The sequence below is a fragment of the Acinetobacter sp. AR_0276 genome (assembly GCF_003000705.1).
GTDB lineage: Bacteria > Pseudomonadota > Gammaproteobacteria > Pseudomonadales > Moraxellaceae > Acinetobacter > Acinetobacter nosocomialis.
In genome coordinates this window covers 3688690-3715266 of the sequence record NZ_PSQO01000004.1, presented here as the reverse complement: position 1 = coordinate 3715266, position 26577 = coordinate 3688690, and the positions used below count along the sequence as shown (strand labels likewise).

General features: G+C 36.4%; 26 protein-coding genes and 1 pseudogene. 13 read left to right on the top strand and 14 right to left on the bottom strand.

Annotation, left to right across the window (positions count from 1 at the left end; genetic code table 11):
- Window positions 1–76: 76 nt before the first annotated feature.
- The 5 genes and pseudogenes from CSB87_RS18775 to CSB87_RS20205 all read right to left on the bottom strand — a co-directional run bounded on the left by CSB87_RS18775 (window position 77) and on the right by CSB87_RS20205 (window position 2878).
- Window positions 77–844, bottom strand: a complete 768-nt coding sequence (locus CSB87_RS18775; RefSeq protein ID WP_004887368.1) for a class I SAM-dependent methyltransferase — start codon at window positions 842–844, stop codon at window positions 77–79.
- Between the two features lie 241 nt (window positions 845–1085).
- A complete protein-coding gene (locus CSB87_RS18770; protein ID WP_004887370.1) occupies window positions 1086–1460 on the bottom strand; it encodes a cell envelope integrity protein TolA in 375 nt (124 codons plus the stop codon).
- 176 nt (window positions 1461–1636) lie between these two features.
- Window positions 1637–1861, bottom strand: a complete 225-nt coding sequence (locus CSB87_RS18765; protein WP_004887371.1) for a hypothetical protein — start codon at window positions 1859–1861, stop codon at window positions 1637–1639.
- 501 nt (window positions 1862–2362) lie between these two features.
- Window positions 2363–2563, bottom strand: coding sequence for a hypothetical protein (locus CSB87_RS18760; RefSeq protein ID WP_002049802.1), 201 nt, complete (start codon window positions 2561–2563; stop codon window positions 2363–2365).
- 127 nt (window positions 2564–2690) lie between these two features.
- Window positions 2691–2878: pseudogene (locus CSB87_RS20205) on the bottom strand (hypothetical protein).
- A 317-nt stretch (window positions 2879–3195) separates the two neighbouring features.
- Here CSB87_RS20205 and CSB87_RS18750 point away from each other — a divergent pair.
- The 3 genes from CSB87_RS18750 (at window position 3196) to CSB87_RS18740 (ending at window position 5213) form a co-directional block, all read left to right on the top strand.
- Window positions 3196–3465 carry a YARHG domain-containing protein gene (locus CSB87_RS18750; protein ID WP_004701840.1) on the top strand — a complete coding sequence of 90 codons (270 nt, stop codon included), beginning with the start codon at window positions 3196–3198 and terminating at the stop codon, window positions 3463–3465.
- A gap of 18 nt (window positions 3466–3483) precedes the next feature.
- Window positions 3484–3897, top strand: coding sequence for an HIT family protein (locus CSB87_RS18745; protein ID WP_000312749.1), 414 nt, complete (start codon window positions 3484–3486; stop codon window positions 3895–3897).
- Between the two features lie 254 nt (window positions 3898–4151).
- Window positions 4152–5213 (top strand): porin, encoded by a 1062-nt coding sequence (locus tag CSB87_RS18740; RefSeq protein ID WP_004701846.1) that lies wholly within the window; start codon window positions 4152–4154, stop codon window positions 5211–5213.
- 104 nt (window positions 5214–5317) lie between these two features.
- Here CSB87_RS18740 and CSB87_RS18735 read toward each other — a convergent pair whose 3' ends face one another.
- The gene (locus CSB87_RS18735) at window positions 5318–5908 is read right to left on the bottom strand and encodes a YidB family protein (RefSeq protein WP_004887373.1); all 591 of its coding nucleotides are present in this window, start codon (window positions 5906–5908) and stop codon (window positions 5318–5320) included.
- Window positions 5909–6007: 99 nt separating this feature from the next.
- Window positions 6008–6469: a DUF6231 family protein gene (locus CSB87_RS18730; RefSeq protein WP_002049924.1), complete on the bottom strand. Its 462-nt coding sequence runs from the start codon at window positions 6467–6469 to the stop codon at window positions 6008–6010.
- Window positions 6470–6508: 39 nt separating this feature from the next.
- Here CSB87_RS18730 and CSB87_RS18725 point away from each other — a divergent pair, with 39 nt between their 5' ends.
- Complete coding sequence (locus CSB87_RS18725) at window positions 6509–7378, top strand: DUF2797 domain-containing protein (protein ID WP_004887374.1); 870 nt, start codon at window positions 6509–6511, stop codon at window positions 7376–7378.
- 44 nt (window positions 7379–7422) lie between these two features.
- Here the strand turns inward: CSB87_RS18725 and CSB87_RS18720 are convergent, their stop codons facing one another.
- The 4 genes from CSB87_RS18720 to CSB87_RS18705 are packed head-to-tail and all read right to left on the bottom strand — an operon-like array spanning window position 7423 to window position 12456.
- Window positions 7423–8541: an ABC transporter permease gene (locus CSB87_RS18720; protein ID WP_004887375.1), complete on the bottom strand. Its 1119-nt coding sequence runs from the start codon at window positions 8539–8541 to the stop codon at window positions 7423–7425.
- Window positions 8542–8545: 4 nt separating this feature from the next.
- Window positions 8546–9670, bottom strand: coding sequence for an ABC transporter permease (locus CSB87_RS18715; protein WP_004887376.1), 1125 nt, complete (start codon window positions 9668–9670; stop codon window positions 8546–8548).
- Between the two features lie 10 nt (window positions 9671–9680).
- Window positions 9681–11444, bottom strand: a complete 1764-nt coding sequence (locus CSB87_RS18710; protein WP_004887377.1) for an ATP-binding cassette domain-containing protein — start codon at window positions 11442–11444, stop codon at window positions 9681–9683.
- Window positions 11437–12456, bottom strand: a complete 1020-nt coding sequence (locus CSB87_RS18705; protein ID WP_004887380.1) for an HlyD family efflux transporter periplasmic adaptor subunit — start codon at window positions 12454–12456, stop codon at window positions 11437–11439. The genes CSB87_RS18710 and CSB87_RS18705 overlap by 8 nt, the downstream gene beginning before the upstream one ends.
- Window positions 12457–12572: 116 nt before the next feature.
- Between CSB87_RS18705 and CSB87_RS18700 the strand changes: the two genes are divergently transcribed.
- Window positions 12573–13214: a CerR family C-terminal domain-containing protein gene (locus CSB87_RS18700; RefSeq protein ID WP_004887381.1), complete on the top strand. Its 642-nt coding sequence runs from the start codon at window positions 12573–12575 to the stop codon at window positions 13212–13214.
- Between the two features lie 3 nt (window positions 13215–13217).
- Here the strand turns inward: CSB87_RS18700 and lpxB are convergent, their stop codons facing one another.
- Window positions 13218–14393 carry a lipid-A-disaccharide synthase gene (gene lpxB, locus CSB87_RS18695; protein WP_006581555.1) on the bottom strand — a complete coding sequence of 392 codons (1176 nt, stop codon included), beginning with the start codon at window positions 14391–14393 and terminating at the stop codon, window positions 13218–13220.
- A 220-nt stretch (window positions 14394–14613) separates the two neighbouring features.
- On the opposite strand from lpxB, the gene CSB87_RS18690 reads away from it, so the two are divergent.
- The 8 genes from CSB87_RS18690 (at window position 14614) to CSB87_RS18655 (ending at window position 23997) form a co-directional block, all read left to right on the top strand.
- On the top strand, window positions 14614–16749 hold the full coding sequence (locus tag CSB87_RS18690; protein WP_006581554.1) for a TonB-dependent siderophore receptor: 2136 nt from the start codon (window positions 14614–14616) through the stop codon (window positions 16747–16749).
- Between the two features lie 60 nt (window positions 16750–16809).
- Window positions 16810–17109: a hypothetical protein gene (locus CSB87_RS18685; RefSeq protein WP_004709000.1), complete on the top strand. Its 300-nt coding sequence runs from the start codon at window positions 16810–16812 to the stop codon at window positions 17107–17109.
- Window positions 17102–18658, top strand: coding sequence for a PepSY-associated TM helix domain-containing protein (locus CSB87_RS18680; RefSeq protein WP_004887388.1), 1557 nt, complete (start codon window positions 17102–17104; stop codon window positions 18656–18658). The genes CSB87_RS18685 and CSB87_RS18680 overlap by 8 nt, the downstream gene beginning before the upstream one ends.
- On the top strand, window positions 18655–18951 hold the full coding sequence (locus tag CSB87_RS18675) for a hypothetical protein (protein WP_004887390.1): 297 nt from the start codon (window positions 18655–18657) through the stop codon (window positions 18949–18951). Before CSB87_RS18680 ends, CSB87_RS18675 begins: the two co-directional genes overlap by 4 nt.
- A 138-nt stretch (window positions 18952–19089) precedes the next feature.
- Complete coding sequence (locus CSB87_RS18670) at window positions 19090–19974, top strand: sulfite exporter TauE/SafE family protein (protein WP_002049910.1); 885 nt, start codon at window positions 19090–19092, stop codon at window positions 19972–19974.
- Window positions 19975–20070: 96 nt separating this feature from the next.
- Window positions 20071–21180 (top strand): 3-deoxy-7-phosphoheptulonate synthase, encoded by a 1110-nt coding sequence (locus CSB87_RS18665; RefSeq protein ID WP_009504867.1) that lies wholly within the window; start codon window positions 20071–20073, stop codon window positions 21178–21180.
- Between the two features lie 138 nt (window positions 21181–21318).
- Window positions 21319–21810, top strand: a complete 492-nt coding sequence (locus tag CSB87_RS18660; RefSeq protein WP_004887396.1) for a hypothetical protein — start codon at window positions 21319–21321, stop codon at window positions 21808–21810.
- 66 nt (window positions 21811–21876) lie between these two features.
- A complete protein-coding gene (locus CSB87_RS18655) occupies window positions 21877–23997 on the top strand; it encodes a TonB-dependent receptor (protein ID WP_004887398.1) in 2121 nt (706 codons plus the stop codon).
- A 47-nt stretch (window positions 23998–24044) separates the two neighbouring features.
- Here the strand turns inward: CSB87_RS18655 and CSB87_RS18650 are convergent, their stop codons facing one another.
- Both CSB87_RS18650 and CSB87_RS18645 read right to left on the bottom strand, forming a co-directional pair.
- The gene (locus CSB87_RS18650; RefSeq protein WP_004887400.1) at window positions 24045–24785 is read right to left on the bottom strand and encodes an adenosylcobinamide-GDP ribazoletransferase; all 741 of its coding nucleotides are present in this window, start codon (window positions 24783–24785) and stop codon (window positions 24045–24047) included.
- A gap of 108 nt (window positions 24786–24893) precedes the next feature.
- Window positions 24894–26462, bottom strand: a complete 1569-nt coding sequence (locus CSB87_RS18645; RefSeq protein ID WP_004887401.1) for a histidine-type phosphatase — start codon at window positions 26460–26462, stop codon at window positions 24894–24896.
- Between the last annotated feature and the right edge of the window lie 115 nt (window positions 26463–26577).

Here is a 26577-nt window from a genome sequence, read left to right as displayed (position 1 = left end):
TAGTTTTAAAATATAAATAAGATTTTGATTAGTTTTGAAGATTTGTAATGTTTTAAACATTGACCCTAAAAGCAGACTAGAAAGATATTTTTTTAAATACGAAGTATCCTACTTTGCTTTCAAAACTCCCGTCTTTTTGAATATAAAAATATTTTTTGACCACATCTGATGCATTCTCTTGTAGATACTTAAGTGTTTTTATTTGGTCTTCAGGAGTTTTCATACGCTGCACCCAGCTATCAAAATCTAGCATGAGTGACTGTTTATCTAAGGTAGTTAACTCAAAACCAGCATCTTCTATAAAGTAAACCCATTCTTTAATACTATAGTTTCTTACATGACTTGGATCTCGAATAACCTCTATAGTCTGTAAAAACGTATCTAAAATGGGAAAACTTGAGCTGATAATATCAACAAAAATAACGGTACCATTAGGTTTTAAAACACGATTTATTTCTTTCATCGCCGTTGGTACATGTTGCCAGTGATGGGCAGAATAGCGGCTAATCACTACATCAAACTGTTCATCAGTAAACGGCATATCTTCGGCTATACCTTGTTGTACAAAAATATTTTTTATTTTTCGATCATTGGCAGCTTTTGAGACAGTATCAAGCATTTCATGAGATAAGTCGTAAGCAAAAACTAAATCGGCATGATTAGCAACGTTATAAGCCACATGGCCACCACCACAACCTAAATCTAAAACGACAGCATTTGAATATTTCTCAATCTCTTTAATAAACTTATCAAACTCAATCCCTTCAGAGTGAGCTGTGCTGTTCAAATAACTTAAAGATTTATTTTGATACTGTTTTAAATTTATCTCATGTTGATTCAACATGGCTCATTCCTCTTCTTTGATGAATTAACCATAAAAGAAAAAGTGGATAAAAAATAATGATTAGTTTTTAAATAATTAATAAAATAAAGTTATAAATTTATCTTTTAAAGAATATGAGGATACAGTAATTAAAGTGAGATTGGTTAATAGTTATCTTGTTTATAATTTTACATCCCAAATATAGAAAACCACCAATTAGTGGTTTTCTATAAATAAAAAGTCAAATTTGTGTTTTTAAAATTTACTTTGCCACAAACTTGATGTTGAACTTTCTTACCTGTTTTCTTACCTCAGGATTAGAAGGCAAAACAAATGGACTTGCACGCCATATTGCCTTTTCAATACTTGATTTGAACTTTGGATCTTCTTTATCTAGAAAAATAATTTGCTCAATCTCACCACTATCACTTAAAAACACTTTAACGCTAGCGCTCATACCTATAGAAGATGGTGGGACATCCCAAATTTTAAATATCTTTTTTTGATATTGTTGCTTATATTTTTCAGCCTCTACAATAGTTTTATCATCACCGCTTTTCACTGGCGATAATGATTTAGAGTTAATAGCACACCCAGTTAATAACAATATTGAAGTTAAAATAATGATATTTTTCATTTATAAAACCAATTTTTTCAATGATTAAAATTTAACATTTTATCTTTTTAAAAACTACCAAGCTGATAGTTTATATTGAATAGTCATTATTAAATACAATCTTAGTAAACTTTATATTTCAGCTAATTTACTCGATTGTTTAGCCTAACTATTCAATTTTATTTTTAAGTAGTGACTTAAAATGATATTTTGTAACGTGAATTGATATTTGAATGCTCAGGCATATCAGCAATATCCTGCTCAGTAAAAATTCCATGCTCAAGTACTTTTGTCCCATTAAATGCAGTATTAACCGGCGTAATGGGAGACTTGGTAATATAATTTTCATCAGCTTTTTCCGTCAGTGACGCACAACCTTCTAGCCCAAATCCAGCAATAAGGACAAATAAAAATTTCTTCATCTGGCTCACCTGTTATAATAAAAATCAAACAATCTAACAAATTATCTATCAATTGTCACATTTTCAAAACGATTAAGTCTCAATCAAAGCTTTAACAAAACTTAATGAAATGTAAACTAATTTGCATAAAATGTTAAATTGTGTAAAATACCTAAATAATTTAACGATATGTTTCAACTCATGATCTTTCTACTTTTTTTATTTTTATTATTTACGTTTGTGCTTCTTTTAAATGTTCATTACAAACAATAGGAGCATTGATTAGTCATTCATCAAAGATATCTAAATATTTTTTAAAATAATAAGCTTTTACAGCACCCATAGATCAAGTTTAGTCCTCTAAAATTTTATAAAAATAAAAAAGCCCGCTTTGTAAGCAGGCTTTACCCTTTTGATTTTTTGCGCTGATCATTCAGGACTTTTTTGCTGTTTGTGACAGCGCTCGGATATTACCCTTATACTTAAAGATTAAAAAGACTAATCTTTTTTAAACTGATGCACTTATTCATCAAGTTCTATCGGATCACCATCTTCTGGACGAATATGTCGTGTGCCATCATCAGCAGGATCAACACTAGATCCATCCTTAGTGATCGAGTTATACATTTCATCCTCTTTTTTATCATCTGTGAATTCTTCATCTTCAAAATCAAGAGGCTCGTCATCATCTTCAAAATTTAAAGGCTTTTCTTCATCTATCATGTGATTCATCCTTTTTAAGTTATATCACTTCATGCTTAATTAAATGACAGATATATTCAACAGTGAACACACAGCATTTATGTAAAGAACACTTAATAAGTATTAAAGATATAAAAACTAAAGGCTGTTATTCAAAGTATTTTAAGAACTCTTCAAGAACAGGTAAATGGACAAAACTTTCATGAGCGTTCGCTAACCTCCCCATTCATGTTTTGACTTTATACAAAAAGCTTTCTTCGACCAAAGTCCCGCATTCGCTCCCGTACCCGTTTGTTTTCGCCATAAACTGCAATGACAGTAATAAATAGTTTTCAATTAAGAAATATAGAAATTTTCTTGATTACATAAACAAGAACCGATGTTACTCATATAGCGTATTTAATTCATCACTATGAAATTTTAATAATCGTTTTAAATATTTATTATGTATATATTTTTATTATTTAATCTAAAATAAAATATAACCAATTGATTTAATTTAAATTTTAAAAAAGATATTGATATGTAAAGCTTTTTTGTATTATAAGATAAAACATGATTTTTAATAACACTTGAGTAATTAATAGTCATTGAAATATTGGGAATAAACCTTATATTGAGTACAGGTTCATACCTTAACTGAGGAAAAGCTCATGAATAAATTATTGGTTGCAGTATTCACTGGAATGGTATCTCTTGCCGGCTTCAGTGCTCAAGCTGCAACACCTGAGCAAGAATGTCAAAAATTGCAAGATGATTACAATTTGATTTATGCATCAAAAGGCTTTTGCTTTAAAGACCAAGATGCTAAAGAAAAATATGGTAATGAAAACTGTCATACGACTAAGCCAAAATTCTCTGATAAAGAGCAGCAACGTCTAGACGCAATTAAAGAACGTCAAAAAGAATTGAAGTGTAAATAGTACTTAAAGGAATAATTCATGGCATATGATGATCAAAATATCTTCGCAAAAATTTTACGTGGTGAACTTCCAGCGATAAAACTCTATGAAGATGATCAAGTTCTAGCTTTTATGGATATTATGCCCCAAGCCGATGGTCATGCATTAGTTATTCCAAAAACTCCTGCAGTAACTTTACTTGATTTACCCCCTGAGGCAGCAGCTTACACCATCCAGATTGTGCAAAAGATTGCGAAAGCAATGGAAACAGCACTAAACCTAGATGGTATTGTTCTCATGCAATTATCTGGGGCCGCTGCTGGACAAACTGTGCCTCACGTTCACTTTCACCTAATTCCAACAAATGTTCACCAGCTTGGTAAACATGCTGCGCAATTAGGAGATCAAGATAAAATCAAGGCCTTAGCCGAAAAAATTAAAGCAGCTCTTTGATTTAAAGAGTTAAAAGCGGAGCTTAGGCTCCGCTTTTTTTATTTAAAAAGTGTAATAAAATCAAAATAAAATAAAGTATTTCTAATTCTTATTTGTCATAAAACTGTCATTTCTTCTTCACTCCACTGTCACAAAGTTTACAGATACTTCTTAGCAAGTTGGTGAGCTTCTGTAACTTTTTGTACATAAGCCAACTACAAAATAAAAGTTAGCTAGGCATACGCCATTTAAAAATACCTTTTGGAGAAATCTCAATGAAGAAATTGCTTCTCGCTGCCGCAGTTGCAACTCTAAGCGTAAACGCGGTGCAAGCAGCGCCAACTTTGTACGGTAAACTCAATGTTACCATTGACCAAGTTGACAACAAAAATTTCGATGGTAAAAGTGACGTTACCGAAGTTAACTCTAACGCGTCTCGTATTGGGGTAAAAGGCGAAGAGAAATTGACTGATAACTTGTCAGCAGTTTATTTAGCCGAATGGCAAATTAATGCTGATGGTGATGGTACAGATCTTGGTCAACGTAACCGTTATATCGGTATCAAATCAAATAATGTTGGTACATTGAAAGTTGGTAAATTTGACTCTTACTTCAAAAATGCCGCTGGTAACTACCAAGACATCTATAACGACCACACTATTTTAGATATTACCAACACAATGTATGGTGAAGAACGTCTAAATAACGTTATTGGTTTTGAATCTGATCCTAAACTTCTTGCTGGTGTAACATTCAACGTAATGTTCCAACAAGGTGAAACGCCTGCTGATCCAACTCCAGGCGCATCTGGTAACGATGACAAACGTAATGGTTTTGGTGACTCAGTTTCAGGCTCTCTCGGCTACGAAAATAAAGACATTGGTTTAGCATTGGCTGCTGCTGCTAACTACAGCGTACAAGGTAAATACAATGCCTATGGCCTTAGCAATATTTTCTCTGATGCTTACCGTGTAACTGGCTCTTACGATTTTAGCAAGCTTGGTGCAACTGGTCTTGTGTTGGGTGGTTTATGGCAACATGCTGAACCAACTGATGAGTTGACTAAATATAAAGGCTTACAAGAAGATGCATGGGTTGGTGCTATAACTTACAAAATTGGTGAAACACCTTTTGTTGTAAAAGGACAATACCAATCCTCTAAAGCTTCTGTAGATGGTCAGCAAGATCGTAAAATTGATCAATACGGCGTAGGCTTAGACTACAAAATCAATAAACAAGCACGTTTCTACGGTATTGTTGCTCAACAAAAACGTGACTGGCTTGCTCAAGACGATAAACGTACTGTTGTAGGTGCTGGTATGGAATATAACTTCTAAGTTATTAACCATCTTGCATAAAATAAAAGGGCTTATGCCCTTTTATTTTATTGTACCAACAAAAAAGCCGATAATTTTTATATCGGCTTTTTTTAATCTCAATCTTATTTTAAGAAACTGCTCACAAGATTCATCACGTTTTGAATGTCTTGATTCGCTTCTTGATGATCTGTACTTTCACCCTGTGGTGTTAAAGAATCAATAACCTGAGGTAACACAGACGCGATCGCCCCGTAAACTTGCTCTTTTGGCGCTTGAGTCTGTTGGGCAACTTGTTCAACATCTGCAGGGTTAAATAAGCTTTGCAGTTGCTGAGTTGGAACTTCACTATTACTTTGATTTGGATCAACCCAACTTTGAACTTGACTACCTAAACCTGCACCTTTTAACTTTTCTAAAGCAGCCTGTAAACCACCTTGTTGTTGAACCCAGCCTAAGATTAAAGGTACTACAGCAATTAATAAACTTTGTACACCGCCACCAGCTTGAGGTGTATTGTTATTTCCAGTCACTTGGCCTAATACCGAACCTAATACTCCACCTAGACCACCTTGAGTACCAGAAGAAGTATTACCACCCATTTGTCCCAATACAGAACCTAAAATTCCACCTAAACCACCTTGGTTTGATGCTTGCTGGTTCCCGCCTAAAGCTTGCTGAGCCAAAACTTCTACAATGTTGCTTAAATTTGTCATGAGTAACTCTTATGTATGGTTTATACAGGAGCATACGCGTTTTTTTGTTAAGACAGCAAAAGCGAAATTGTTAAATTTTGAAAGAGATTAAATAGCCTTTTACCAGCGGAATTTATTCCAATTTTCCGGGTTTGCCCAAAATTTTGAATTAAACCAGTCTGGAACATGTTTATAGGTCAAGATATTAAATTGCCATAAAGCGAAATCACTATCATGTGAAGTTTTATCGATGAGTTGCGTGAACCCCAAAGAACGTAATAGCTGTTCATCACTGCGTTTGCTTACCACAACAATTCGTTTTGCTAATAAATCTCTTAACTTCACTAATAATTGTGATTTATGTACATCGCTAACGCTTTGCATTTCATCTGTATCAAACAATACAAAACCTAAATCATAACGCTGAGTAAAAGGCAGACTTAAAAGCTCAGTTACGGTAAAATAGTGCCATTGAATTGCGTTATTCTGGTCAATTTTCTGGCCAATACAAAGTGCAGTATGAATGGGCTGTTCGTTTGATAAATCGTCTAGCATAGAAGTGATGACATTTTGTTCAGCCATAACTGCAACCCTTAATTGAAAGATGTGAGTTTAAACTTTATGGAACTACAAGGCATTTGCCATAAAATGCATGCAGGCCTAAAAGATGCTAGTGTAACTGATCAACAGACAACCAAGGCAAATGTTGAATACAAATTTGTATTAGACCGTTCAGAAATTGATCTTCCTTTTAATTTAGGACAAGAACTAGAAATCGAATGGACAGGTAATATTTATTGCACATCTTGTGGCGCCAAAACACCGAAGTCCTATTCTCAAGGTCACTGTTTTAAATGTTTTAAAACGAAAGCTGAGTGTGATCTTTGCATTATGAAACCTGAAACATGTCACTATCATTTAGGTACATGTCGTGAAGATGACTTTGCCCACAGTGTATGCTTCCAACCACATATTGTGTATTTGGCAAATTCAAGTGCTTTAAAAGTAGGAATTACCCGTGTTAGCCATATGCCAGGTCGCTGGCTAGATCAGGGAGCAACTCAGGCTTTACCTATTTTAAAAGTTGGATCACGTCGTTTATCTGGTCAACTTGAAACCATGTTTAGTTCCCTAATTGCTGATAAAACTGACTGGCGTAAACTTCTTAAGGGTGAAGCTGAACCTCTAAATATGGTTGAACAACGTGATCAATTAATTGAAGAGTTTGCACCTAAAATTCAAACTATACGTGAAGAGTTTAGCCAAAATCTTGAATTTAACGAGACAGTTGAATTACTAGAAAATGAGTTACCGCGTGAGTTTGTTTATCCTGTTGAACAATATCCTGAAAAAATTAAGTCTCTAAACTTAGATAAAACACCAAAAATTCGTGGTTTATTACAAGGTATCAAAGGCCAATATTTAATTTTTGATATTGGTGTTATCAACATTCGTAAATATACGGGTTACGAACTGATCGTACGTGCATAAGTAAATTTAAAAAGCCCCTAAAATGGGGCTTTTCATTAATACGATTAAGATAATCTATTCCTAAATAGCCAAGCTGCTAAAGGTAAAGTGATCAGTCCAAGTATAATCATTGGAATAAAATTAAATTGAACTTGTGTAAAGTTTGCTCCTTCCAAATACACCCGTTGTACCAAATTAATTCCAAACCTTAAAGGATTTGCGTAAGTTGCTATTTCAAGTGCTTTTGGCATATTTTCTACAGGTGTCAGTAAGCCTGAAAGCAACATCAAAGGCATAATTAGTAGAAACGTAAATAGCATGGCTTGTTGCATATTTAATGATAATGCAGAAATTGATAAGCCCACTCCAACTATAGCCACGTTAAAACTCAATAACCCAAAATAAAGCAGCCCAATAGAGCCATTCATGGGAATTTTAAACCAGAACAAAATAATCAATAAAATAATAGTTGACTGCATCAGTCCTACAAAAATTGGCGGCAAAGCTTTACCAATCATAATTTGTAATGGCGTATACGGTGTTACTAATAACTGATCAAATGTTCCCTGCTCACGTTCACGTGCGACTGACAAAGCAGATAAAAGTAGTGTCTGCATCATACTTAATGCCGCAATTAATGAAGGCATTAAGCTCCATCGAGACTCTTGATTTGGGTTATACCATGTTCTTGTTTCAAGGCTAATAGGTAAAGCTGAATTAAATTTTTGCTGATTAAACTGTCCAACTATTTTGTTTAGATATGAACCTGCTACGACTGCGGTTGATGAATTCCTGCCGTCAACAATCACCTGTATAGGAGAGTTTTGGTTATTATTTAATTTACTCTCGAAGTCTGACGGAATCGTGATTACAAGCAATACCTGACGGCTATCAATCACCTGTTTGATTTGTTCGGTATAATGAAGTGTTGCAACACGCTTAAAAATACCAGAGCCATCTAATTTTGAGATGAGTTCATGTGAGACTTGGCCATTGCTCTGATCTAGAATTGCATAATCCACACGGTTAACATCATAAGTTGCAGCGTAACCAAACAAAAGTGCTTGCATCAGTGCTGGTACAAATAGAATGACTCTATTTGCAGGGTCACTAAAAATAGTTAAGAATTCTTTTTTGACTAAAAAACTTAAATGCTTCAGCCACGTGATTAATTTTTGCCACATAACTTTATCTCAACCGTTTTTTTAGTGAAAAGTTCACGGCACATATCAAAACAATAATATATCCCAGTAAAAAACCGCATTCTTTAAGCCATAACTTCCAGTCATCACCTCCCATAAATAAGGTTTTAATTAAAATCATAAAATGTGTAGCTGGCAGTAACTGGCTAATAATTTGCACCACTAAAGGTAAGTTACGTGTATCGAAAACAAATCCTGAAAGCATCTGTGCGGGCATAAAACTTGCCAATAAAGCAATTTGACTTGCCTGAAACTGACTTTGAGCAAAACCCGATATGGTTAAACCAAGTAATAAAGAAACAACTAAATAGAGAAATGAAGCCGATAAAACTGAGAATAATGAACCGCGCATGGGTACTTCAAAAATAAAATAGGCAGCAATAATACAGATTACGATATCAATCATGCCGACAACAACATAAGGAATGAGCTTTGCTAATACAATTTCAAATGGTCTTACAGGTGTGACAAATAAGGCCTCTAGTGTTCCCCGCTCCCTTTCACGAGCAATAAGTAAACCAGTTAAAAATGCACCGATTAAAGTTAAAATTAATACCATTAAGCCAGGGACTAAAAACCAAGTACTATTAGCAGATTCGTTAAACCATATTCGTTGTTCAATATTAACGGCGCTTGACGTTGCTAATATTTGCCCACGGTCAACTTGTATAGACGGCGCGGTAGTCAAAGCCCCTGTAATATAGCCTTCCAAAGCTGTTGCTATGGTGGTGGATGTACCATTTAATAGTAGTTGAGCCTTTGCATTACCTTGTTGTGTCTGACTCGTAAAATCTGAAGGAAAGTGCAAAATGGCATCAATTTCTCCATCTCGAATGGCCTGTTCTGCTTTAGGTAAACTAGGAAACTCTTGACTTGCTAAATATCGCGAACCCTTTAAACCCGCTAAAATCTGATTAATCTGTGGTGAGGACTGATCAACTACGACACCAACTCGTGCCTGATTTAAGTCAAAGGAAAGTCCATAACCAAACAATAAAATTAAAATAACAGGCAAAACCAGACCAATCCCGAGGCTGCTTTTGTCACGAATGAGCTGCTTAGTTTCTTTCCTTACTAACGCTGTCAATCGATTCCAAAATCCAAAGCTCATTGTAGACCTCCTAAACAGCATGCCTTAAAGCACGGGCTTGCTCTACAATTGCTATAAAAGCCTCATTCATATCACCAATATACTTATCTCGACTGGCTAAATCGCGTACTTGTTGGGGTGAGCCTAAGGCCAATAATTTTCCAGCATCTTGTATGGCGATGCGGTCACAATATTCCGCCTCCTCCATAAAATGAGTCGTAATAATGATGGTAATTCCCTGATTTGCTAGCTCGCCAATGCTGTACCAAAATGAACGCCGTGTAAGAGGATCTATCCCGCTCGTAGGTTCATCTAAAAATAAAATTTCTGGTTCATGCAACAGTGCTGCAGCCATAGATAGTCGTTGTTTATAACCACCGGGTAAATCACCACTTTTAATATGAGGTTTTAAATCGTATTGCTCTAATGCATTATCAATTTGTTGATTTAGTTTTTTGCCTGTTAGACCATAGGCCCCACCAAAAAACTTCAAATTTTCTAAAACAGTTAAATTGCTATACAGTGCAAATTTCTGAGAGACATACCCCACTTTGCCCCGTGCCTCAGCACGAGCTGTGCGTAAGTTTTTACCAGCAACTTCTAGATAGCCACTACTTGCTGGTAACAATCCACATAACATCCGAAATGTTGTGGTTTTACCCGCACCATTTGGGCCAAGTAATCCAAATATTTCGCCTCGCTTTACATCAAATGATGTATTGGCAACGGCAGTAAAATCGCCAAAGTTTCTGACTAGATCTTTAACAACAATGACGGGTTGTTGTGATTTCAAATTATTGTTTTGTTCTAATTGAAAATTCTGCTCAGGAACAGATACTAGTTTTCGTTGCTTTTGAGTCTGCTGCAACAACATCATAAACGTATCTTCAAGTTCAGCTGATCGCCTATGAGCGACTAGCCCCTGAAGTAAAATATCTGTTGATAATTCTTTTTGGCGACTGATAAAGTTTACCTGTTCACCCTTTGGAACAGCATCAATAATGTCAACAGAATTTCCAAGCAATTGGGCTTGTAAAGTCCGTGCCTTAATTTGCTCTGAAAGTTTTACTTTCCATGTTTGTCCATGTGCTATTTCTTTTAATTGCTCAGGTGAGCCTTGCTTTAAAATTTTGCCCTCATACATGATATATACATAGTCACACTTTTCTGCTTCATCCATATAAGCAGTACTTATAATAACGCTTAAATTTTCTTCTTGAACAAGCTGTTCAATAATAGTCCATAAATCTCTTCTTGATAAAGGATCTACTCCAACACTAGGCTCATCAAGCAATAGTAATTCTGGGGAACGAACTAACGTACATGCCAGTCCTAGCTTTTGTTTCATTCCACCAGAAAGTTTCCCCGCTGGGCGTTGAATGAATTGAGTAAGATCCGTTATTTCTAATAACCGTTTAAATCTTTGACTGCGTACATCTTTGGGAACGCCATGTAAATCGGCATATAAATTTAAATTTTCTTGTACACTTAAGTCTTCATACAGACCGAAACGTTGTGGCATATAACTAATACGGTCTTGCACAGCTTGAGGATTTTTATCGATATCAAACCCAAGCACATTCAGAGAACCTGAAGTAGCTTTATATAGTCCAGCAACTAATCTTAATAAAGTTGTTTTTCCTGCGCCATCTGGGCCAACTAAAGCAGTAAGTTCTCCTTTATTGATTTGCATATCCAAATCATCAATTGCCTTAGTATCTGCTAACTTTTTATTTTCACCTTTAAAAATCATCGATAAATGATGGGCTTGAACCACTACATTATTATCAGTCATGAGCTTTCTCACCTGAAACAAGTGGTACTTTTACAGTCACTGGTTGACCCATTTTCAATTGATCATTCGGGTCATTTACGTAAACTCGAACTTCATAAACTAGAGTTGTTCTTATCTCATCAGTCTGTACAGTTTTAGGCGTGAACTCAGCCACAGAAGATATATAGCCAATTTTTCCATTGATAGGTTGATTCGGATCAGCATCTCGAATGACCTGTGCCGTACCACCCATATGAATGGAACTCAAATCTTTTTCATTTGCATATAAACGAACCCATTTTGGATCGGTCAAGGCCAATGTATAAACTGCCTTTTGCGCAGTGGTCATATCTCCAACTTCTTGTAGTCGCGCTCTCACCACTGCATTTACAGGAGACTTTAGTACAGCTTGAGTAAGGTTATAGTTGATTAGATCTAAATTCGCTTTGGTTGCGTCATATTGTGCTTTGGTTGCTTCTCGATCCTCTTGTCTAGCGCCTTTAATGACCAATTCTAAATTAGCTTGTCTTTCACGGACCGCTGCTTCAGCACTATGTTGATTACTTTTGGCATAGTCGAGTTCTTGTTGGCTAATTGCCCGACCATCCGTACTAATCACCAATATTTGTAACCTTTGCAAGTTTTTACTGGCTTTATCTAAATCAGCTTGAGCAGAAGCGAGTTGTGCTCTTGCTTGACTAATTTCTTCTGGCCGAGCTCCGACTTGTTGTTTAACGATAGCTTCTTGTTGAGCTTTGAGTTGTGCTTGGGCTTGCTTTGCCTGAATTTGTAATGCATTAGTATTCAGAGTTGCTAATACTTGACCGGCTTTAACTTTATCACCCTCTTGAACTAAGAGTTTTTCAATACGGCCCGGCTGTTCAAATGCAAGTGAAACTTGGCGGATATCCACGTTTCCATATAGAGTCAAATTACTATCTTCTTGATTTTTTGTCTTATATCCCCACACCCAAAAACCGATGACAACCAGAGCTATAATAACTAGGACTATGGCAATCACTTTTTTATTCATCTTATTATCCTTTATTAAATTCAAATTTTCTTGGTTTAAATTCAATTTAAATTTAAATTACTCCAATCTTTGAATAAAAGATATACTTTTATGGTGAATGAAAATTAGGTTTAAACATGTCCAGATCTAGACGAAGTGATGGTGACTTAACAAAGACTAAAATTATTGAGGCAGCAGGACCATTAATTGCCCAGTATGGTTTTGCAAAAACAGCGAACAAAACAATTGCTAACGCTGCTAATGTCGATTTAGCTGCAATTAACTATCACTTTGATGGTCGAGATGGTTTATATCAAGCAGTTTTGGTGGAAGCACATGCCCACTATCTAGATGAAAAATATTTATTAGAACTTGTCGAAAGCACTTACTCTCCTGAAGAAAAATTGAGTTTACTACTTGAAACTTTACTGCATAAATTGACAGAAAAAGATGTCTGGCATGGCAAAGTTTTTATTCGTGAACTGTTTTCACCTTCTGAGCATTTATTAAGTTTTATTGAACTTACAGGTATGAGAAAATTTTTTCTTATTCGTAAGTTAATTAGTCAAGTTGCAGGTTTAGAGGAAAATGATCCAGCGGTTTTACCATGTATTTTAAGCGTGATGACACCTTGTATGATGCTCATTATTGCTGGACCAAATACTCAAGCACCTGAGCCTCTTAAAAATATTGCTCAGATGCCATTGCATGATTTAATTGAACATTTCAAAAAATTTTCATTAGCAGGATTAAAAGCAATTAGCCAATCAAAATCCTAAAGGTTAGCTATTCAGACATTTCAAAATAGCCTGAACAGGATCTTCCGTATTTCCAGAAATAAGTTGTTTATGCATGGTTAAATGTTGCATTACTTGAATTTGCGCCGTTTCAACATTCATTAGTTTTTCTATTTCAGCTGCTAAATTTTCTGGCGTAGCATCTGCCTGAATCAGCTCTTCAATAACTTTTTTACCCGCAATAATATTCGGTAAAGAATAATAAGGAATTTTGACCAAAAGCTTAGCAATTATATAGGTCAGCCAATGCAATTTATAGAAAGTGACCATCGGTCTATGCATTAACATTGCTTCTAATGTCGCAGTCCCAGAAGCTAAAGCAATAATATCACTTGCATTCATGACCATACGGCCAATTTTCGATTCGCTATCTGTATTTTCTAAAATATTAATGCAAGCCTTTAAATGAGGTGCTAGTTGTTGAACACCCTGCTCAATCTGTTGCTTACGGGCATCATTAATGGCCGGAATCAAGAATTGGATATCTGGATATTTGGTATGCAAAATATTAGCAGCACCCAGTAACATAGGAAGAAGTCGCTCTACTTCACCTTTTCGGCTACCTGGTAATAAAGCAATATACTTCTGATTTTCATTAAGACCCAATTGCTGTTTAGCAATTTGAATTGGATTTTCGAGTGGTAATTGTTTTGCTAGCGGATGACCTACAAAGGCCGCTGGAACTTCATAGCGCTCATAAAAGACTTTTTCAAACGGAAATAAACAAAGTACTAAATCTATACTCTGTTTAATGCCATGTACACGCCCTTGGCGCCACGCCCAAACAGATGGACTCACGTATTGAACTGTTTTTATTGGAAGACTCTTTTCTTTAATACTTTTAGAAAGTCTGAGGTTAAAATCGGGTGCATCAATACCAATAAAAATATCAACCGGTTGCTGAGTCCATTGGTTAATTAAACCATCTCGCACGGCAAATAGTTTTTTTAAATCTTTTAATACCTCAACAATCCCCATTACAGATAAAGTTTCCATTGGATAATAACTGTTAAAACCCTCAGCAATCATTTGGGGTCCACCGATTCCTTCAAACTCAGCATCGATTCCTTGTTCACGGAAACTACGCATAAGTTTCACACCCAGTGTATCTCCAGAAACTTCCCCAACTACAATGCCTATTTTAAGTTTTCGATTTGCCAAGGCGATTTACCCAAAAATTTGAAATAATGCATTCTAGCATAGAGGCTTATTAATCTTGAACTTGGTAAATATATATGGCTAAAGCCAGCAGAAGCACACCACAATCTAAAATTACACTCATGCACTATCTTTTAATCAAAATTAACAATGCGATTTGAATTGTAGCTTACATTTACAAACAATAAAATAAATGAGAATTATTTACATTATCTTTACTATTATGACCATCCCACCTCGACCATTTAAACTTTCTGTAATCGCCTGCGCGATTTGTTATGCAAATCTCACTTATGCTCAAGATGCAGATATACAAGCTTTGCAGACGATTCAAGTTAAAGCTACAAGTACAGAGCAGTCTTCTGAACAAACCAAAGCCTATAATGTTAAGAACTCTAGCAGTGCAACTAAACTTAACATTGAGGCTAAAGAAACGCCTCAAACTATTAATGTCGTTACTCGTCAACAAATTGAAGATTTTGGGCTTACTAGCACCCGAGATGTTCTAAACAATACACCTGGGGTCACAGTAACCAATCAGGAAACCGAGCGAACTACTTATATGGCTCGTGGTTTTGAAATTTCAAATATTTTAACTGACGGCGTAGGTTTTCCCCTCTCAGGTTATAACTATAACAATACTAATCCTGATACTTATTTTTATGATCGTGTAGAAGTCGTTAAAGGTGCTGACTCTTTAACGAATGCATTTGGTGACCCAAGTGCAACCATCAATAATATTCGAAAACGCCCAACCCAAGAATTTCAAGCAAGCGGCGGTATAAGTTACGGGTCTTGGGATACTCAGCGTTATGAGGCTGACGTATCTGGCTCAATTCTACCAAGTGGAAAAGTCCGTGGTCGCATTATGGGCTATGAGCAAACTGGTGACTCATACCTTGACCGATATTCTTCAGAAAAAAATGGTTTCGCTGGTATTGTTGAAGCTGATTTAACAGATACAACATTACTTACCCTAGGTTATAGCCAAGAAAAAAATAAACCGAATGCAAACAACTGGGGTGCTCTACCCTTGCTTGATGCCAACGGCAAACAAATTTCTTATGATCGCTCCTATAACCCAAACCCTGACTGGGCACATTGGGATAATGAAACACAGAATGCTTTTGTTGAATTAAAACAGAAAATTAATGATCAATGGGCAGCTAAGCTGACTTATAACTATCTTGATAGTAAGCATAACAGTCGCCTCCTTTACTATTATGGTTACCCAAAAGCTGATGGTTCAGGAGTGTCTTTGACACCATGGGGTGGCCAAGAGCATCAAGAACAACATGCTGTAGATTTTAATCTTGAGGGAACTTATAAACTCTTTAACCAAGAGCATGAAGCAACGTTAGGTTATAACTATGTACGTAGTCGTCAACATGATAAACAATCTACGGGAACAATTAACGATAGTAATGTTATCAATTCGACCACCACAAACTGGGCAAGTTGGACACCTCAATCTATAACGTGGTCAGATTTCTCTGAAGCAGCGAACTATACGCAAAATATAGATTCAATTTATGCTGCTACCCGCTTACATCTCAACGAAGATTTAAAACTGTTGCTTGGCGCAAACTATGTGAAAGCCGAGAGTAAAGGCGAAAGCTATGGTTCGCCTATGGAATATAGTGAAAGTAAAGTTTCACCGTATGCGGGCTTAACTTATAACTTTACACCTGAATATACAGGTTATATGAGCTATACCTCAATTTTCCGTCCACAAACTGGTATTGATCAAGATACCAATCAAGCTTTAAAACCAATTGAAGGTAAAAGCTATGAAATGGGTGTAAAAAGCTCATGGCTAGATGACCGTTTAACTGGGACGCTTTCAGTATTCAAAACCGAACAAAACAATTACCCACTACGTAACTCGGACGGAAATCCACTTAATCGAAAAGTGCCAACCAGTGATTTAGAATCACAAGGTGTCGAAGTCGGGTTATCTGGTCAAATCACTGATAACGTCAATCTTGCTTTTGGCTATGCTCAATTTAGTATTAAAGATATAAAAAATGGTGGCGAAGCGAGAACGTATAATCCAAACCAAACCCTTAATTTGCTGACTACCTATACACCATCAGTTTTACCTAAGCTGAAAGTTGGCGCAGGGCTACAATGGCAAGATGCCGTGAAGCTATACGACTCGACAGCAAACAGCACCATCAAGCAAGATGCTTATGCCTTAGTAAATTTAATGGCGAGCTATGAAGTGAATGACCACATTACGCTCCAAGCCAATGGAAATAATATTTTCGATAAGAAATATTTGTATAGTTTCCCTAATGGTCAAGGCTTTTATGGACCCTCAGCCAACTATACGGTTGCTGTAAAGTTTAAATATTAAACGCGTAGCCAACTCCACTTTAGGTGTTGGCTTTCTTTTATTTTTTATGTGCCAGTAAAGATGTCCAAAACATTAAATCTCCCTATGTCATATCGTATAAAAGTTTTCTATCGATTTTTAGTCGTTTTCGGTATGGGTTATGCCTGTATGGCTTATTTAAGTCTTGGGCTTACTGGTATCTTTCATTTGACTCTAGATAAACCTGAAGCCATTTATTTGGCAGCATTTATCTCTATTTTGTTTTATGTATTTTTTGTGATGGTAGGTTTTTGCATTCAATCGTTATGGAAAGTGACTGGGCTATCAATCGTGCTATTTACCCTTTTCTTTATTGTGACACGGATGGTGAGTTATGCATAAAGGTATACGCCAATCTATGGCATGGCTGCATTCATGGACTGGATTAATTTTTGGATGGCTCGTATTTACTATTTTTTTAATGGGGAGTTTGTCGTATTACCGCCATGAAATTAATTTGTGGATGCAACCAGCACTTGCACAGTACGAAATAAAACAAGATGTGGCAATTAAAACAGCATATCAGTACTTACAAAAAAACGCTCCCGATGCCAAATCTTGGTATTTAACTGTTGCTACCGCAGAAAGTCCTGCTAACACCATGTATTGGGAAAAACCAGACGGTGGTTATGGAAATGCAACACTTGATGCAAATACTGGTCAAGAACTAAAACTTTCAGCAACTGAAGGTGGTGACTTCTTCTATCGTTTCCACTATCAACTTTTTGGTATTCCGATATTAATTGGACGGCTCGTTGTATCTTTAGCAGCTTTTATTATGTTAATTGCCTTAATCTCAGGCATTATTACCCATAAAAAAATCTTTAGCGACTTTTTTACTTTACGGACCTTTAAGTCTCAGCGTTCATGGTTAGATTTTCATAATGTTTCATCTGTTATTGCACTGCCCTTCTTTTTGACTATTACTTTTACAGGCTTGGCTATTTTCTTCTATTTATATCTTCCTTGGGGAATGCAAAAACTCTATCCAGATAATCCATATCAATATTTTACCGAAATTCGCACAAAGACGGTCTCTGAGAACCAATCGATTCAACCTGCTCAAAACTTAGCTATTGAGAATTTATTGAGTCAAGTTCAGCAACGTTGGGGAAATCAAACTTTAGCAACTATGAGTGTTAAAAACCCAAATACGAATCAGGCTCAAATTACATTTATTCAGCAAGAAGACCGTTCTATTACCCGTAATCAAGCACAAATCACACTAGACGCATCAACTGGCAAAGTCTTGGGTGATACACGTAATCATAGTCCTATTGCTACACTTTATGCTGGAGTATATGGCTTACATATGGCAACTTTTGCTCAGCCTTTACTTCGCTTAGGGTTGTTTTTCTCTGGTATTTTAGGATGTGTAATGATTGCATCTGGCTTGTTACTTTGGAGCCTAAAACGCCAACTTCAAAAGAAAAATAGTAAGTTTCATTTTGGGCATTATTTAGTTGATCGTTTAAATGTTGCTACATTTATAGGTTTGCCTTGTGCAACACTTGCTTATTTATATGCAAATCGATTGTTTACAGTCACGACAACTACTATCAATTATGAAATTTATAGCTTCTTCTTGGTATGGCTAATAAGCTTGATTATTGCGCTCATCACTAGAAAACAATATTTGTGGCGAACTCAACTTGGCATCTTCATTTTGCTTTGTATAGCACTCCCTCTCTTAAATATAAGTTATTTGCTAAAAAATCATTATGTCCAAAACTTTAACGCTTATTGGGATTTTGCACGCATAGATATTTTTTTCTGGTTATTTGCAGCCTTAGCCCTTTTCATATTTTTTAAAATTAAACCGATTCAACATAAAGCCGTAGAAAAAATTCAAAAAAAGCTGAATAAGTTAAATATTGAGGTGAATTCATGATGTTCTTTGTGTTTATCCTGACTTTACTAGGCATGTATTTACTATTCATATCGGCTGAAAAGTATCGCTCATCGAAATCAACTGATCATTTCAAATCTTTAGCTCAAAAATATTATCCATTGTTAAGGATATTGGCCTTTTTACTATTTGCGTTGAGCGGGTTTATTCTCATCAAAAAATATGGTTTTTCAATTGGTTTTGTCAGCTGGTGGATCTTTGCAACACCCCTTACCTTTTTACTCATACTTTGGCTTAACCCCTTAAGAGCTTTGAAATCATCATCTAAGTCATGAATTTGAATAAAATTTCATCAAAATAGGCATATTTTTGATTGCTTAGCGTTTTTTTGCATAAGTAAATCATTATTCATGACAACTGTTTATCTCTAAAAGGAATAAGATATCTGCGTTTCGTGATAAGTGGCGATAAAGATGTCTGGTGCTTTTGAATTTATCTTAGCGGGTATGTTAGTTGGTTTCTGTGTAGGGATTACAGGAGTTGGTGGTGGGTCATTAATGACACCAATTTTAATTGGTCTTTTTAGAATTGAACCGCATATCGCAATTGGTACCGATTTACTTTATGCCGCAATTTCAAAGTTTTGTGGATCAATGGTTCACGCAAAAAAACTCAATATCGTGTGGCCTATTGTTTTATGGCTAGCAGTGGGTAGTATTCCTGCGTCTTTCGGTACTGCTTGGGTATTGGAACATTATTTAAGTCAGTCAACACACTATAAAGCTGTTTTAACAATGGTATTAGGCTTTATGCTGACCTTGACTGGTGTTTCTATTATTTTCCGTACTCGTATTGAAAAGTTCTTTAATAAATTCCGAAATAAAGAGAATACCCAAACTGAAAATGAGCAATTAGCTGTTCAAAATAAACGCACCTATATTGTGATTATGGGCATTATTCTAGGTGTATTCGTAACGTTATCATCTGTTGGTGCTGGTGCCTTTGGAATTATGGCACTCGTAATTATGTTTCCGAACTTACCAATGATTCGAATTATTGGGTCAGATGTCGTACATGCAGTATTACTAACCTTAGTTGCCGGTCTTGGACATATGAGTGCCGGTAACGTCGACTTTATGCTCCTTATGTGGTTGTTGGTAGGTTCTATTCCGGCAATTATTATTGGCACATTAATTAGCTCACGTATGCCGGAACGTTTAATCCGTAAAATTTTGGGTATTACATTATTTGCTCTTGGTGTTAACTTTATGGTCCACCCAGTCAAAGCCAAACCAAAAGCAGCTGTGGTACAACAAGCAGTAGTTGCTGAAAAAACAGGCAACTCGACTGAAAGATAGTAAAATCAATAGGATTTTTCCAAACTGAATTGCCATGAGATGTAGTATTTTCATAATTATTTCATGGTATATTCAGTACACAAAACAACCTTTAGTATGATCGAACCAGTGACAGCAATGACTACACATTCAAATTCCGTTTCAAAGCCAGATATCGACGACGTTAACATTAAAAGTATCCAAACTCTTGTAACACCAGCTGAGCTTAAATCAGAACTTCCATTATCTGATGTTGCTTCCCAAACTGTTCTAAAAGGCCGCGAAACTATTCGTAATATTTTAGATGGCTCAGATAAACGTTTATTTGTCGTTATTGGTCCTTGCTCTATCCATGATCCAAAAGCTGCTCACGAATATGCTGACCGCTTAAAAGCATTAAGCGAAAAGGTTAAAGATACTCTATATCTAGTTATGCGTGTTTATTTTGAAAAACCACGTACAACAATTGGCTGGAAAGGCTTAATTAACGATCCAGATATGAATGACTCATTTAACATTGAGAAAGGTCTACGTATTGGTCGTAAACTTTTGCTTGAGTTAAATGAAAAAGGTTTACCTTGTGCAACTGAAGCACTTGACCCTAACTCTCCACAGTACTACCAAGATTTAATTTCATGGTCTGCTATTGGTGCACGTACAACCGAGAGCCAAACTCACCGTGAAATGTCTTCTGGCTTATCATCACCAGTAGGTTTTAAAAATGGTACAGACGGCGGTTTAACTGTCGCAACCAATGCCATGCAGTCTGTTAAATATGGCCATAGTTTCTTAGGCTTAAATGAAGACGGTCAGGTTTCAATTATTAATACAAATGGTAATCCTTATGCACACGTAGTATTACGTGGCGGTAATGGTAAGCCAAACTACGATGCTGGCTCTGTTGCAGAAGCAGAAAATGCTTTAGCAAAAGCAAAAGTTAGCAACAAAATCATGATTGATGCGAGCCACGCAAACTCAAATAAAGACCCATACTTACAACCGCTTGTTCTTAAAAATATTACTGAACAAATTTTAGATGGTAATAAGTCTATCGTAGGTATTATGGTCGAAAGCCATTTAAAAGGCGGCCGCCAAGATATTCCTGAAAATCTTTGCGACCTTGAATACGGTAAGTCAGTAACTGATGGTTGTATTGACTGGGAAACTACTGAAAAGACATTGCTTGAAATGCATGAAGCTTTAAAAGAAGTTTTACCAAACCGTTAATTCATCTTTTAAAGATTGAAGATTAAACCCTCATTTTTTTGAGGGTTTTTTTTATTTTGTTTGGTCGGAATTCAGCTATGACAGCTATTCGTTTTTGATTATACTTCGACGAGTTTTTCCACTACGACCGCCTAAAATATGGTGCTGAGTTTCCGTCAACATTTGCTGAAGTGGCGCACGCTTTTAAGTGCTATCACTTTGCTGTGTTTACTATGGCACATTTTTTTGCCTACTCTTGTGCAAATTGGCATCGTACCTGAATTGTATACTATGCCTAGTCACTGCCAACCAGTTGTATTAGAGCATTCAGCCCACCAACAAAATTTTAATATGGAGCAGCATCACCTTTCACATGCTCATCACCATATGGAATCTATTCAGAATAAATTTCATACCAAGCATGCTCAAGAGGTTTTCGCGTTAGCTACTCAAATCATGAAGCATTGCCCGTTATGTACGCATGGCCTAGATGCAGCAATTTTAATTCCACTCATTGCTTTGATTTTTGTTTTAATTTTACGTTGGTTTAGCCGTGTACGATGTCTGTGCCATACGTGGACCATACAACTAGAACTTCCCGTTACTTTCTATATTTTACCGATTAAACACGCCCCACCAACTGCTCTATAAAACCATAACTTTTCTCATTCCTATTTTCAGGGATTCAAAATTTATTGCTTTTTATAGGGTCATTCTATGTCATCCCTCAAATTTCGCTTATCTGTTTTAAGCGCAGCATGCTTAACTGCTTCATCTAGCTCTCTAGTTTTTGCTGAAGACTTAACACCAGCAAACAATGACACAAAAACCTTAGCGACTATTGTGGTTACGGCAAGTCGCGAAGGTGAAATACTGAATAAAACTCCAGCTGCAATTAGCCAAATCAATAGTGAGCAAATAGAGAATAAACATGCCACTTTTATTGGACAACTTGTAAACCAAACACCAGGAGTCTTGATGAATGATCTTGGTAATGAACAGCACATGATGTCTATACGCCAGCCCATGACTACTGCTGCTGTTTATCAATATCTAGAAGATGGCCTTTCAATTCGACCTGTAGGTGTGTTTAACCATAATGCCCTGTATGAGATGAATATGGCGGGTGTAGACAATATTGAAATTTTACGTGGACCAGCAAGTAGTGTTTATGGAAGTAATGCAATTGGCGGAACCCTCAACTTTTTAACCAAGGCGCCGAGTGCCACACCAACAGCAGATATTGGTCTGAGCGCAAGTAGTGAAGGTTATCGCCGTGTTGACGTGGGAGCTTCTGATACCTTTGATACTCGTACTGGCGCCCATGGGTTAAGAGTTTCTGCCTATGCCAGTGATCGTGGTGATAGCTGGCAAGATCATGCCGAAGCAGATAAACAAAGCATTACAGTACGTCATGACTGGCAAATTTCTGATTCAACTAAACTGAAAAATATATTTACCTATAACCACTTATATGCAGATATGACAGGTAGCTTAAATACTGAAGATTATAGCCAACGGCCTGGCTATAGCTATCAGACATTTACTTACCGGGAAGTAGATGCAACACGTATATCCTCCCAACTAAGTCATGACTGGAATGATCAACAGCAAAGTCAAATCACTTTATATTATCGGGATAATACAACTGAGCAAAATCCAAGCTATAACATAAAAACTGACAAGAAAGATGGAGTTGCAACAGGAACTTACAGCGGGCAAACCACTTATAATAGTTTTCAGTCCTATGGAGTCAACCTACAACACTCAGCAACTTTAGGCCAATTCAAGTTAGTCGTGGGTAGTATGGCTGAGCACTCACCGACTCAGGGCAGAACTAATGATATTGAAGTTTTTCGAGATCCTGTTACACGTATTTATACGAGTTTTAAACAGCGAAAGCTTTTACGTGATTTTGATGTCGACGTTGATAATGAAGCGATCTATGCTCAAGTGAATTGGCAAGCTTTGCCTAACTTAAACTTAGTCGGCGGCACACGTTATGACTGGATTCGTTATGACTATCAAAATAATTTAACTCCTTCTAATGTTACTGGCGCTCCGGATGAAACAAGAAATTTTCATAAGGCTAGTCCAAAATTAGGAGCAATTTGGAATATTACTCCTCAAATCGACTTCTATACAAACTGGTCACAAGGCTTTGTTCCACCAGAGGTCAGTAGCCTTTACGGCGCAAATTTAGTTACGCCGAATTTAACTGAAGCAACTTTTACCAATATTGATGCAGGTATCCGTTTTAAAACATTCAATGACCGATTGGATGGTGAAATTACGCTTTATCGTTTAAATGGCGAAGATGAAGTAATTAGTTATACTAAACCCGATAATACCCGTGAACCACGTAATGCAGGTAAAACTCTTCATGAAGGTATTGAAGTCGGTGGAACTTGGCAAATTTCCGATCAGCTTGACCAAAAATTGAAAATTTCAGGTAGCTGGGCTCGTCATCATTATGAACAATTCCAGCCGTCAGCTACTATTGATTACAGTGGAAATGATATGCCGAGCGCACCAAAAACTTTTGGTACGCTTGAATATCAAATTAAGCCAATCCCCGAATTATTACTCTCAGCAGAAGGTGTATATGTAGGTTCATATTGGATTAATGACGCCAATACTCAAAAATATGATGGTCATACGGTACTCAACCTGCGTGCAAACTATCGTAAAAAGGCCTATGAAATATATGGTCAGATTTTAAATGTGGCAGATACACATTATGCTGAAAGCACTTCTTTTAGTAATAATGAAGTGAGCTATACACCGGCAGCTCCACGTACATATTTAATAGGTCTACGCTATCATTTTGGTAATTAAGTAAATTTAAGTTTGTGGTCACAGTTGGCCACAAACGATTAATTTAACTATAAATAAAAACAACTTAAGACAAAAGTAAAAAGCAGAACGGTTTCACTAATTTCAATTGTAGCGCCCACGGTATCTCCCGTAATGCCATCAATTCGTTTTATAAACAGATATCTTAAATAAATCAGGCTTATTAAAAAACCAATTACCGCTATCAGCCCTTGCCATTCCCAATACAAAGGTAACAGTAAAATTAATGCAGCTACTATCCATGAAACAGTTTTAGGCAAATGGTCTGTCAAAGAACGACCTAAGCCTTTTTCGCGAACATATGGTGTAGTTAAAAACAAAATAGATGGCACCACACGTCCAAGTGCAGGAACAAATACTAAGAATAGCGTTTGATGTTGATCAATCAATACAAAGACCAAAGCAAACTTGAGCAAACAAATGATAACTAAGCTCAGCACTCCAATTGGGCCGCAGCTCGGATCTTTCATGATTTGTAAAGTACGTTGTTTATCCCCAAAGCCACCTACCCAAGCGTCAGCTGTGTCGGCCAGTCCATCTAGATGCAATCCCCCAGTCAGCCAAATCCATAAAGTAAGTATAATTGCGGCAAGTAAAACAACGGGTAATTTGGCTAAAAGACAGGCAACAAGAAAAAGTATGCCACCAATAATCAGCCCAACCAGTGGATAAAACAAAATAGCCCGACCATTTTGTTGCGCCGTTGGTGTAGTCTTTAACTCAATAGGTAGAACAGTTAAAAATTGCAATGCAATCCAAAAAGGTGTCATATCCCACTCTCTAACTGATCTATATATAAAAACAAACTGAATTATGAGGAAATAAAAATGGGAATAGCAATCCCTATTCCCATTAAACACTTCAAAAACTGTGAAAAACTACTGTATTTGATAGCACTGCTTTAATTTGATGTAGTCGTAGTAAAAACTAGTTGGTGTGTAACGCGCATAGTTACACGCAGATTTAAATAAAGTCTCTTTTTCGTTATAAAGCATCTTCACTAAAGTCGAGCCTTGACTATTTTGATAAACATCCCACTGTATGTTGGCTGCCATAGGTGAAACTATTTCACCACGCCATGTACTTGTTGAATAGTTATAAGTCTGGCGTAGTGGTAAAGGCTGCATCATATTATGCAAATCCAAGCTAGTTGCCAGAGGAATAATAATTTCAGCATGGGCAAAACGTAAAACTGCTTTATATGGTTGAGCTTTATTTACAACAGCATCAACTTGTTGGAATAAATCTTGTTTGAGTCCTTGAGCAATTTCACTTGTAACTTGGTTCGACTCTGTGAAACTTGGACCTTTTTCATAAAAATCATTGGCATCATTAAATTCAGCATAAAATTTTGCGGCTTCCAAAGGCATATATTTATCAAAATCAACACCTTTTAACTCATCTTTCATACCACCAGAAATTGAATAAAGCTCATAAACATAAGCCGCAGCATCTACTGCACTAGCAATGGTATTTTTACCCTTACCTTTTTCTGTAATTTGCTCACCTTTTGGTGAAGTTACTGTAAAAGACCCATTATTGCTAAAACTATAACCTGTCGTACCAAGTTTTTTAATAAAGTCTGCTTTAAAAATCGGAGTGAGTACGGACTGGGCAATTTTTTCTGCTTGAGTATTCTTCGATAACTCACTCAACTTTTGGGCTAAATCTTTATTGTTTGCTTCGAAATCTTGATAGGCCTGACTAGCATCATAAATTTTTTGTTGGCTAGCACTAAGTGGTTGAGTTAAATCTTCAGTCGCATTTAGACTATGAAAATAAAGTTTAAAACGATCAACACCCCCGTCTACAAGACTAGGAACACTTGAACTCGATAAATTGGTATAAGACACAGGAACAATTTTATCTTTCAGCTGAGGCTGTTGTTTTATCAGTTCAGCAGTGAAGAATTTAGCACTATCCACCGCACGATCTACCCCAGAACTTTGTACCAATATAGATGCTTGAGAGTTTACAAGTGTTGGCAAGCGCTGTAATAGGCGATCGGCAATCCCGCGGTGTTCTAAAATACCGGTCATGGTTTCATTTCCATAACCGTATTGGCGAATACCTTCAACCCCATAGCCCAATAAAATATTGGCTTTCATCATGGCTTCCAAGTCAGCACCTAATTGCTCACCCAAAGGCGTTAAAGCATTTTCTGTTTTCGCCTGTTTCCATAAATTATAAAGTGCTAAATCATATTTAAGACTTGATAGTCCTCTCGAACCGTGTCGCGCAACCAATTCTGTAAAAACTGGCTGGAACCCATTTGGAGCTTGCTCATAATTTTTTAGATCTTGCTGTGGTTGATAAGGTGTTTTGGTTTGATAATATTTTGATGAATTTGTAGATGGTGGAGTTTGAACTTCTTGATCATCATTATTATTACAAGCCACGAGCAATAATGAGGCTGCAAGCACACTAGTTTTAAATAAAATATTCATAAGCCAAATAAGTAATTAATTAATAAATGCCAATAGCTTAATTTTTAGTAATGACAGTTCTATTACATAGTTTAAAATATCTTTATAAAAATAATAACTTACAAGTGTATAAAAA